The organism is Kitasatospora sp. NPDC094016 (assembly GCF_040304045.1).
Lineage (GTDB): Bacteria > Actinomycetota > Actinomycetes > Streptomycetales > Streptomycetaceae > Kitasatospora.
The window spans coordinates 190,772-200,634 of sequence record NZ_JBEOUK010000003.1 but is presented as its reverse complement, the minus strand read 5'-3'; the positions used below and the strand labels follow the sequence as shown (position 1 = coordinate 200,634).

General features: G+C 72.8%; 7 protein-coding genes and 1 pseudogene. 6 read left to right on the top strand and 2 right to left on the bottom strand.

What is annotated here, in order from left to right; genetic code table 11:
* Both ABT015_RS04415 and ABT015_RS04410 read left to right on the top strand, forming a co-directional pair.
* Positions 1-314, top strand: a pseudogene (locus tag ABT015_RS04415) (hypothetical protein); the annotation flags it as partial.
* Positions 315-497: 183 nt separating this feature from the next.
* Entirely contained in the window at positions 498-2,222 is a 1,725-nt protein-coding gene (locus ABT015_RS04410; protein ID WP_350876665.1) for a protein kinase domain-containing protein, read from the top strand.
* Between the two features lie 20 nt (positions 2,223-2,242).
* On the opposite strand, the gene ABT015_RS04405 is transcribed toward ABT015_RS04410, so the two are convergent.
* Positions 2,243-3,343 carry a phosphotransferase gene (locus tag ABT015_RS04405; protein WP_350876663.1) on the bottom strand — a complete coding sequence of 367 codons (1,101 nt, stop codon included), beginning with the start codon at positions 3,341-3,343 and terminating at the stop codon, positions 2,243-2,245.
* Positions 3,344-3,410: 67 nt separating this feature from the next.
* Entirely contained in the window at positions 3,411-4,070 is a 660-nt protein-coding gene (locus tag ABT015_RS04400) for a response regulator (RefSeq protein WP_350876661.1), read from the bottom strand.
* A 426-nt stretch (positions 4,071-4,496) separates the two neighbouring features.
* Here ABT015_RS04400 and pdhA point away from each other — a divergent pair, with 426 nt between their 5' ends.
* From pdhA to ABT015_RS04380, 4 genes are all read left to right on the top strand, one after another.
* Complete coding sequence (pdhA, locus tag ABT015_RS04395) at positions 4,497-5,651, top strand: pyruvate dehydrogenase (acetyl-transferring) E1 component subunit alpha (RefSeq protein WP_402446631.1); 1,155 nt, start codon at positions 4,497-4,499, stop codon at positions 5,649-5,651.
* Positions 5,651-6,625, top strand: a complete 975-nt coding sequence (locus tag ABT015_RS04390; RefSeq protein ID WP_063348502.1) for an alpha-ketoacid dehydrogenase subunit beta — start codon at positions 5,651-5,653, stop codon at positions 6,623-6,625. The genes pdhA and ABT015_RS04390 overlap by 1 nt, the downstream gene beginning before the upstream one ends.
* A 15-nt stretch (positions 6,626-6,640) precedes the next feature.
* Positions 6,641-8,113 (top strand): dihydrolipoamide acetyltransferase family protein, encoded by a 1,473-nt coding sequence (locus ABT015_RS04385; protein WP_350876657.1) that lies wholly within the window; start codon positions 6,641-6,643, stop codon positions 8,111-8,113.
* A gap of 361 nt (positions 8,114-8,474) precedes the next feature.
* Positions 8,475-9,698, top strand: coding sequence for a benzoate/H(+) symporter BenE family transporter (locus ABT015_RS04380; RefSeq protein ID WP_350876655.1), 1,224 nt, complete (start codon positions 8,475-8,477; stop codon positions 9,696-9,698).
* Positions 9,699-9,863: the final 165 nt, after the last annotated feature.

Below are 9,863 nucleotides of genomic sequence, written 5' to 3'. Positions count from 1 at the left end.
GTCCGCAGGGGCCGCACACGCCGCACCCCCAGTACCTCCGGCAGGCCCCGCCGCAGCGGGCGCACACCCCGCCGCCGCAGCCGATGCCGCCGTACCAGCAGCCGAAGGCGCCCAGCGGCGGCGGCTGCTCGACGGCCGCGGTCGTCATCGTGATCATCGTCGGCGTGCTCGTGCTGGCCGGCATCATCATCGCGATCGTGGTCAACAAGGCGCAGGACAACAAGACGAAGACCAAGACCGGGCACACCACCGGTGAGCGGCCCGCAGCGGTGCTGGTGGTTGACCTTCCGGTCGACCGGAATGGCCTGCTCTGACGCTTTCCGGCCGGTTCGGGCGTGCCACGGGCCCGCGCCGGAGGCGGTAGCGTTCGGGGATACGAAGCGACAGGGCACCGCGATCCGAGCGAACGCCCGGGGCGAGGAGCGATGGCACAGACGCAGCAGCCGGATGACGGAACGGGTGCCGGAGCTGACGGCCGGACCGGCGGGACGCCGAGGATGCCCGGACCCGGCAGCGACGCCGCGACCAGCGCGTTTCCCCCGGTCGGGCCCGGCGGTCCGCAGACCCCCGGCCGCGGTACGGCCGCGCCGCTGGGCACGGTCGGCGACGGCCGCTACCGGCTGACCTACCGGCTCGGCCGCGGCGGCATGGCCGAGGTGTTCGCGGCCGAGGACGTACGGCTGGGGCGGACGGTCGCGGTCAAGCTGCTCCGCGGCGAGCTGGCCCAGGACGACATCGCCCGGCTGCGGTTCACCCGCGAGGCACACGCCGTCGCGGGGCTCAACCACCACTCGATCGTCGCGGTCTACGACACCGGCGAGGAGTACGCCGGGGACGAGTCCACGCCGTACATCGTGATGGAGCTGGTCGAGGGCCGGACCGTCCGCGAGCTGCTGGTGGACGAGGACGCGCCGCCGGTCGACCAGGCGTTGATCATCATCGCCGGGGTGCTGGAGGCACTGGCCTACAGCCACCGCAACGGCATCGTCCACCGGGACATCAAGCCCGCCAACGTGATCATCACGACCGCGGGCGCCGTCAAGGTGATGGACTTCGGCATCGCCCGGGCGCTGACCGGCACGGCCAGCACCATGACCCAGACCGGCATGGTCATGGGCACCCCGCAGTACCTCTCGCCCGAGCAGGCCCTCGGCAAGCCCGTCGACCACCGCTCCGACCTGTACGCGGCCGGCTGCATGCTGTACGAACTGCTGACGCTGCGCCCGCCGTTCACCGGCGACACCCCGCTCTCGGTGGTCTACCAGCACGTCCAGGACATGCCGGTGCCGCCCTCGCAGGCCAACGGCCGGGTGCCGGTCGGGCTGGACCAGCTGGTGCTGCGCTCGCTGGCCAAGAACCCGGACGACCGCTTCCAGGACGCCGACGAGTTCCGCGCGCACGTCCAGCACGCGCTGCGCGAGATGCACGGCGCGGGCGGCGCGGGCTGGGCCGGCACCACGGCCGGGCTGGCCGCCGCGGGGCAGGGGAACACCGACGCCACCCAGGTGATCCGGCCCGACCAGACCGCGGCCACCGCGGCCTTCGGCGCCGTCGGCCCCGGCGACCAGACCTCGGTGCTGCCCTACCAGGGGATGGGGGGCCCGGGCGGCCCGCACACCCCGTCGACGCCCTACCCGGGGGCCGGCGGCCCCTACGACGGTGGCGACGACGGCGGCTCCGGCCGCCGGCGCGGGCCGTGGGCCTGGGTGGCCGGCACCGCGGCCGTGCTGCTCGCGGCCGGGGTCGGCATGGCGTTCGCGTTCAGCGGCAACGAACCCGGGAACTCGCACGTCGTGCCGCCGTCGCCGCTCCCGGCGGTCAGCACGACCGAGCCCAGCACGCCGCCCCAGAGCGGTTCGCAGAGCCCGCCCGCGTCCAACACCGGCAGCCGGCGCCCGACGCAGCCGACCGAGAACGGCGGCAACGGCGGCAGCTACAACAACGGCGGCAACAGCAACGGCAACAGCAACGGCAACAACAACGGCAACAACAACATGTCGCCGTCGCCGGGTTCGGGCAAGCACTCGACGCCCGCGTCGCCCAGCCAGACCCCCAGCCACACGCAGCCGCCCACCACGGCGCCCGGCACGCCCAGCACGGTGCCGACCACCCCGAGCACGGGAGGTGCCGGCAGCACGGGGGCGGCCACGCCGCCGCCGGCGACCAAGTCGAACCCGCCGGCCACCCAGCCGCCGGCGACCCAGCCGCCGGCGACGCCCTGATCGGGCCGGGCTGACACCGGTCAGTTGGCGAAGGCGTCCAGGACCTGTTCGTACTCCTGGCACCACCACGTCAACTGGCCGGCCGAGGCGGGGTAGAGCGGGTCGGCCCGGTGGTCGGCCCGCTGGTAGCGCCACTGGAGCATCCAGAAGTCGTTCAGCCGCTCCCACCAGACCCGGTGGACGGCGGCGGCCAGGTGCTCGGCGGTGGCGGCTCCGGTGGCCCGGTAGGACTGCGAGTAGTGGCGGACCCGCACCAGGTCGAGGGTGCCGGACGTCCGGTCGTTGAAGAGCAGTGTGGCGGCGCGGACGGCCTCCTCGGCGCGCGGCTGCGGGCCGAGCTTGTCCCAGTCCAGGACGGCCGCGACCGGGCCGCCGTCGGGGCCGTCGCCGTACAGCAGGTTGAGTCCGTGGAAGTCGCCGTGGGTCCAGCCGGTGGGCGGGGCGGTCTGCGGGGCGGGGCGGCGGTGGGCGTGTTCGGCGAGCAGTTCCAGCCTTTCGGTGAGCCTCCGTTCGACCAGCGCGTCCAGGTCGCCGTACGGGCGGTGGTCGCGGGCGTGGCGCCGCAGGTCGCGGGCGAGGTCGGCGCTGTCGAGGGGGTCGGCGGTGCGGTAGCCCGGGGGTTGTTCGAGGGGGGCGCACACGTCGTCGAGCGCGCCGTGCAGTCGGCCGAGCAGCGCGCCGAGCGCGTCGCACTGCGGCGGGGAGAGGTCGGTACCGTGCCGGTGTCGGCCATCCACCCAGGGGAACAGCGCGAACAGCCGGCCGCCGTAGCCGGCCACCGTGCCGGATCGTTCGGCGCAGGTCAGCGGGGGTGCGACGGGCAGTCCGAGGGCCTGGAGCCCGGCCATCGCCCGATGGTGGGCGACGATCTTCGGGCGGCTGGCGGTGGCGGCGTCGACGTAGCACTTCAGGAAGTACGCGCCGGTCTCGGTGGTGACCCGGTACCCGCGGTTCAGCAGGCCTTCGGCGACCGGTTCGGCGGTCAGCAGTCTCCCCACCCGGTAGCGGCCCAGGACCTCGGCGAGTCCGGCGCGCGGGACGGGCGGACTGAGGGTCCCTATCGGCGGCGCGGAGAGGTCGGGGCGGGCCGGGGAACAGGAGAGGGTCTGGCTGAAAGTCACAGCCAGAGGTTAGGGCCCCCGTGCGGGGGCCCTTGACAAGTCGTCAGTTCTGTGATCGCTGTTCCGGTCAGTGCTGCTGGTCCGCCTGGTGCCGTGCCACGAAGGCCGCCGCCTGGGTGCGTCGCTCCATTCCCATCTTGGCGAGCAGACTGGAGACGTAGTTCTTCACCGTCTTCTCGGCCAGGTGCAACTCGTTGCCGATCTGACGGTTGGTCATCCCCTCGCCGATCAGATCGAGGATCCGGCGCTCCTGCTTGGTGAGTTGCGCCAGCCGCTCGTCCTCCTTCTCGCCGCCGTCGCGCAGCCGGGCCAGCACCCGACTGGTGGCGACCTGGTCGAGCAGCGACTTGCCGGCCGCGACGTCCCGGACGGCGGTGATCAGGTCGGTGCCGCGGATCGCCTTCAGGACGTAGCCGGACGCGCCCGCCATGATCGAGTCGAACAGCGCCTCGTCGTCCGAGAACGAGGTCAGCATCAGGCACTTGATCTCCGGCAGCCGGGACCGGATCTCCCGGCAGACCTCGACCCCGTTGCCGTCCGGCAGCCGGACGTCGAGCACCGCGACGTCGGGGTGGACCGCCGGGATCCGGGTGAGCGCCTCGGCGGCGGTGCCGGCCTCGCCGACCACCTCGATGTCGTCCTCGACCGAGAGCAGGTCGTGCACGCCCCGCCGGACAACCTCGTGATCGTCGAGCAGGAAAACCCTGATTTGTCCGTTATCAGTCACGTCCAAAGCCTCCCATATCACCGTACGGAAGACCTATCGTCCCTGGTGCCGCAGCCAGGCGGTCCGGCCGGGGCGGTCCGAAACCGATACCGAGAACCCCCTTACGTACGGGCTCGCGCCCGGATAACGTGCGCTGGTGTCCTGAAGGCGCCCGAATTGAGAGCTGCGTCACGCGGTCCGTCACCCCCACCCTTCCGACGGCGCGCTGCCCGCGGCACCCTCGGGGTTGTAAGCCCTGAACAAGTAGGACGTCCTAGCGCAAGCGCGCCAAGGGCGGACGCTGGGTAACGTTCTCGTGAGGGACGCCGTCGGAACAGGATCACCACCTGCCCCGCAGTAGGAGCGCACACCCACGCGCGCCCCGCGAGGCGGTGACCGGACCGGTCACCGGCGACCCCGGGCGGCCGGACAGACCGAGGAGTGAACGTGACCGTCAAAAGCACGGCGAGGGCCCGCAAGAAGGCGGCCCCCGGCGTCCCTGACACCCTCCGCGCCACGGGGAAGGACGCCCAGCCGGAGCTCGTGCAGCTGCTCACCCCGGAAGGCGAGCGGATCGAGCACCCGGACTACCCGCTCACCACCACCCCGGAGGAGCTGCGCGCCCTCTACCGCGACCTGGTGCTGGTCCGCCGGTTCGACGGCGAGGCCACCGCACTCCAGCGCCAGGGCGAGCTGGGCCTGTGGGCCTCGCTGCTCGGCCAGGAGGCCGCCCAGGTCGGCTCCGGCCGCGCCATGCGCACCGGCGACTACGCCTTCCCCACCTACCGCGAGCACGGTGTCGCCTGGTGCCGCGACGTCGACCCGCTCAACCTGCTCGGCATGTTCCGCGGCGTGAACCACGGCGGCTGGGACCCGAACGAGAAGAACTTCCACCTGTACACCATCGTGATCGGCGCGCAGGCCCTGCACGCCACCGGCTACGCGATGGGCATCAGCAAGGACGGCGCCGACGACGCGGTCATCGCCTACTTCGGCGACGGCGCCTCCAGCCAGGGCGACGTCAACGAGGCCTTCACCTTCGCCTCGGTCTACAACGCGCCCGTGGTGTTCTTCTGCCAGAACAACCAGTGGGCGATCTCCGAGCCCACCACCACCCAGACCAAGATCCCGCTGTACCGCCGCGCCTCCGGCTTCGGCTTCCCCGGCGTCCGGGTCGACGGCAACGACGTGCTGGCCTGCCTGGCCGTCACCCGCTGGGCGCTCGACCACGCCCGCAGCGGCAACGGCCCGGTGCTGATCGAGGCGTTCACCTACCGGATGGGCGCGCACACCACCTCCGACGACCCCACCCGCTACCGGCCCACCGAGGAGACCGAGGCCTGGAAGGCCAAGGACCCGATCGCCCGGCTCCGCGCCCTCCTGGAGAAGGAGGGCCTGGCCGACGAGGAGTTCTTCACCGCGATCGAGGCCGAGAGCGAGCGGCTGGGGCTGCGGGTGCGCGAGGGCGTGCGCGGCATGCCCGACCCGGACCCGACCCTGATCTTCGACCACGTGTACAGCGAGCCGCACGCGCTGGTCGATGAGGAACGGGCCGAGTACGTCCAGTACGCGGCCTCCTTCGAGGCGGGGGAGAACCTCTGATGGCCGGTCAGCTCAGCATTGCCAAGGCGCTCAACGGCGCGCTGCGCAAGTCGCTGGAGAGCGACCCGAAGACCGTCCTGATGGGCGAGGACATCGGCAAGCTCGGCGGCGTCTTCCGGATCACCGACGGCCTGCAGAAGGACTTCGGCGAGGGACGGGTGATCGACACCCCGCTCGCCGAGTCCGGCATCGTCGGCACCGCGATCGGCCTGGCGCTGCGCGGCTACCGCCCGGTGGTGGAGATCCAGTTCGACGGCTTCGTCTACCCGGCCTTCGACCAGATCGTCTCCCAGCTGGCCAAGATGCACGCCCGCGCGCTCGGGAACATCAAGCTCCCGGTCACCATCCGCATCCCCTTCGCGGGCGGTATCGGCGCGGTCGAGCACCACAGCGAGTCGCACGAGGCGTACTTCGCGCACACCGCGGGCCTGCGCGTGGTCAGCCCGTCCAACGCGCACGACGCGCACTGGATGCTGCGGCAGGCCATCGCCTCGGACGACCCGGTGGTCTTCCTGGAGCCCAAGCGCCGGTACTGGGACAAGGGCGAGGTCGGCGACGCCGCCGACCTCGGACTGCACGACGCCCGGATCGTGCGCTCCGGCACCGACGCCACGCTGCTCGCCTACGGCCCGATGGTCAAGGTCTGCCTGGAGGCCGCCGCGGCCGCCGAGGAGGACGGCCGCCGGCTGGAGGTCGTCGACCTGCGCTCGCTCTCCCCGGTGGACTTCACCACCCTGGAGGAGTCGGTCAAGCGCACCGGACGGGCCGTCGTGGTGCACGAGGCGCCGGTCTTCCTGGGCATGGGTGCCGAACTGGCCGCCCGGCTCACCGAACGGTGCTTCTACCACCTGGAGGCGCCCGTCCTGCGGGTCGGCGGCTACCACGCGCCGTATCCGCCGTCCCGCGTCGAGGAGGCCTTCCTCCCCGACCTGGACCGCGTGCTCGACGCCGTCGACCGCGCACTCGCGTACTGATCCGGGGGAGCGAAGATGACCACCGAAGTTCGCTCGCTCCGCGAGTTCAAGATGCCCGATGTGGGCGAGGGCCTGACCGAGGCCGAAATCCTCAGCTGGTACGTCAAGCCCGGTGACACCGTCACCGACGGGCAGGTCGTGTGCGAGGTGGAGACCGCCAAGGCGGCGGTGGAGCTGCCGATCCCGTTCAACGGGGTCGTCGAGCAGCTCTTCTTCCCCGCGGGCGCGACGGTCGACGTCGGCACCGTGATCATCTCGGTCGCGGTCGCCGGGGAGGCCGGGGCCGCGGCTCCTGTCGCCGCTGCCGCTGCCGCTGCCGCTGCTGTTGCGCCCGTCGCCGCCGCCGCGCCGGCCGAACCGGCCGAGCCCGAGCGGCGCGAGGTGCTGGTCGGCTACGGCCCGCGCACCGGCACCGCCCAGCGCCGGGCCCGGCGCACGACCACGACGACCGTCACCGCGACGCCGGCTCCGGCCGCTCCCGTGGTGTCGGCCGCGCCCGTCGTGCGGGCCACCCCGGCGCCGGCCGCGCCGGTCGCGACCGCCTCGCCCGTCCTGGCCGAACAGCCCGCCGGGGAGCGGCCGTTGGCCAAGCCGCCGGTGCGCAAGCTGGCCAAGGACCTCGGCATCGACCTGCGCGCGGTCGTCCCGACCGGCCGGGACGGTGTGATCACCCGCGAGGACGTGCACGCCCACGCGTCGGCCCTGGCCGCCGCGCAGGCCGCCCCGGCGGCGCCGGTCGAGGCCGCTCCGGTCGCGGCGGCGGTGCCGGCGCCGGTCACCGTGGCGGGCGACGTCCGGGTGCCGATCAAGGGCGTCCGCAAGGCGACCGCGCAGGCGATGGTGGCCTCGGCCTTCACCGCCCCGCACGTCACCGAGTTCGTCCAGGTCGACGTGACCCGCACGATGAAGTTCGTCCGCCGGCTCAAGGAGAGCGGCGAGTTGGGCCGGGACGTCCGGATCAGCCCGCTGCTGCTGGTCGCCAAGGCGCTGCTCACCGCGGTCAAGCGGCACCCCGAGATCAACGCGCAGTGGGACGAGGCGGCCCAGGAGATCGTCATCAAGGGCCAGGTGAACCTCGGCATCGCCGCGGCGACCCCGCGCGGCCTGATCGTCCCCAACATCAAGGACGCCGGCGGCAAGACCCTCACGGGCCTCGCCGTCTCGCTGGGCGAGCTGATCGACACCGCCCGCCAGGGCAAGACCTCGCCGGGCGACATGCAGGGCGGGACCATCACCATCACCAACGTCGGCGTCTTCGGCGTCGACACCGGCACCCCGATCCTCAACCCCGGCGAGGCCGCGATCCTCGCCGTCGGCGCGATCCGGGACATGCCGTGGGTGCACAAGGGCAAGGTCGTCCCGCGGCAGGTGACCACGCTGGCGCTCTCCTTCGACCACCGCCTGGTGGACGGGGAGTTGGGCTCCAAGGTGCTGGCCGACGTGGCCGCGCTGCTGGAGCGTCCGAAGCGCCTGATCACCTGGGGCTGACGGCCCGGGACGTCACGAACGGGAAGCCACGAAGGGGCCTTCCCCCACACCGCCGTGTGGGGGAGGGCCTCTCCGCTTCTGCCCGCCCGTCGGCCGTCGCTGGGGGCGAAGGCGGCGGGCGGCGATCAGGACCAGCCGATGACGGACGCGCGCATGACCTGACTCCCCGGGGTCATGGGTCCGACGGCGTGGCTGGGTGAAGGCGACGGGCCCCGCTCCGGGTGGAGCGGAAGCGCCCCGGCCCCGCCGGTCGCACTCTCCGTGCCTTCATCCGTACAGACGTGCATCCTCGCCGGGGGTTGCAGGTGGTTTCAAAGTCTTTTCCGGGAGCCCGGGTTGCGGCGTTGGGGATACTTCCGGAATGACTGAGGAGCTGACGGTCCGACCGGAGACGGTGCCGGACGGGGGTGGGGAGCGCCGGTCGCTGCGGCGGGACGTCTCGGGGCCGGCGCTGCTGGCGGGGCTGGTCTGCATCGCGGTGTCGTTCTCGGGGCCGCTGGTGGTGGTGCTCGCGGCCGCGGCCGCCGGGCGGCTGGACGCGGCGCACACGGCGTCCTGGATCTGGGCGGTGGCCATCGGCAGCGGGCTGAGCGGCTTCGCGCTGAGCTGGTGGACCAGGACCCCGGTGATCACCGCCTGGTCCACCCCGGGCGCCGCGCTGCTGGTGACCAGCCTGGGCGCGTACCCGTACCGGGAGGCGGTGGGGGCGTTCCTGGTGAGCGCGGTGGTGGTGACGCTCTTCGGGGTGACCGGCTGGTTCGGCCGGCTGATCGCGGCGGTGCCGACCGGGATCGTCAACGCGATGCTGGCGGGCATCCTGTTCTCCTTCGGTGCCGGGATCTTCGGCGCCGTGCACGGTGCGCCGGTGCTGGTGGTCGGCAGCCTCGCGGCCTTCCTGCTGGCCAAGCGGCTGGCCCCGCGGTACGCCGTCCCGGTGGCGCTGGTGGTGGGCGGGGTGCTGGCGGCGCTGACCGTCGGACTCCCGCTGCACCTGGGCTCGGGCGGGCCGACCCGACCGGTGTTCACCGCGCCGGCGTTCTCCTGGGCGGCCGCGGTGGGGCTGGCACTGCCGCTCACGATCGTGGTGCTGGCCTCGCAGAACGCACCGGGCCTCGGGGTGATGCGGGCCTTCGGCTACCGGGCGGACGACCGGCTGCTGATCGGGTCGACCGGTGTGGTATCGCTGCTGCTGGCGCCGTTCGGCTCGCCGGGGGTGAACCTGGCGGCGATCACGGCGGCGATCTGCTCCGGCCCGGAGAGCCACCCCGACCCGCGCCGCCGCTACGTCGCGGGGATGTCCTCGGGCGTGCTGTACGTGCTGGTGGGCAGCTTCGGCGGGGTGCTGGTGAGCCTGTTCACCGGCCTGCCGAAGGAGCTGATCGCGGTGATCGCCGGGGTCGCCCTGCTGGCCTCGCTGCAGGGCAGCCTGGCGGCGGCGGTGGCGGACGAACGGGGGCGGGACGCGGCGGTGGTGACCTTCCTGGCCAGCGCCTCGGGGATGAGCCTGTTCGGGATCGGCTCGGCCTTCTGGGGCCTGCTGTTCGGCCTCGGCACCCACCTGGTGCTGAACCTCCGCAGGCGCTGACGAGAGGCCTGTCATCAGCCATATTCCAGTCATTGGGATGACTGGTGTGGTGAGGGTTATTCGGCCAGGTCGGTGACTTTTTCGGCGCGCGGTAGGGGTGACACACCCGTCCGGGTACGTCTTCGCTCCACCACCCGGGCTACGCCGGGTGACCGGAACCCCGAG

What these genes read in the sequence shown, in the direction of transcription:
- ABT015_RS04410 (WP_350876665.1), top strand. Translation starts at nt 498, where the DNA reads ATGCCCGGACCCGGCAGCGACGCCGCGACCAGCGCGTTTCCCCCGGTC.
- ABT015_RS04390 (WP_063348502.1), top strand. Translation starts at nt 5,651, where the DNA reads ATGGCCGGTCAGCTCAGCATTGCCAAGGCGCTCAACGGCGCGCTGCGC.
- ABT015_RS04385 (WP_350876657.1), top strand. Translation starts at nt 6,641, where the DNA reads ATGACCACCGAAGTTCGCTCGCTCCGCGAGTTCAAGATGCCCGATGTG.
- ABT015_RS04380 (WP_350876655.1), top strand. Translation starts at nt 8,475, where the DNA reads ATGACTGAGGAGCTGACGGTCCGACCGGAGACGGTGCCGGACGGGGGT.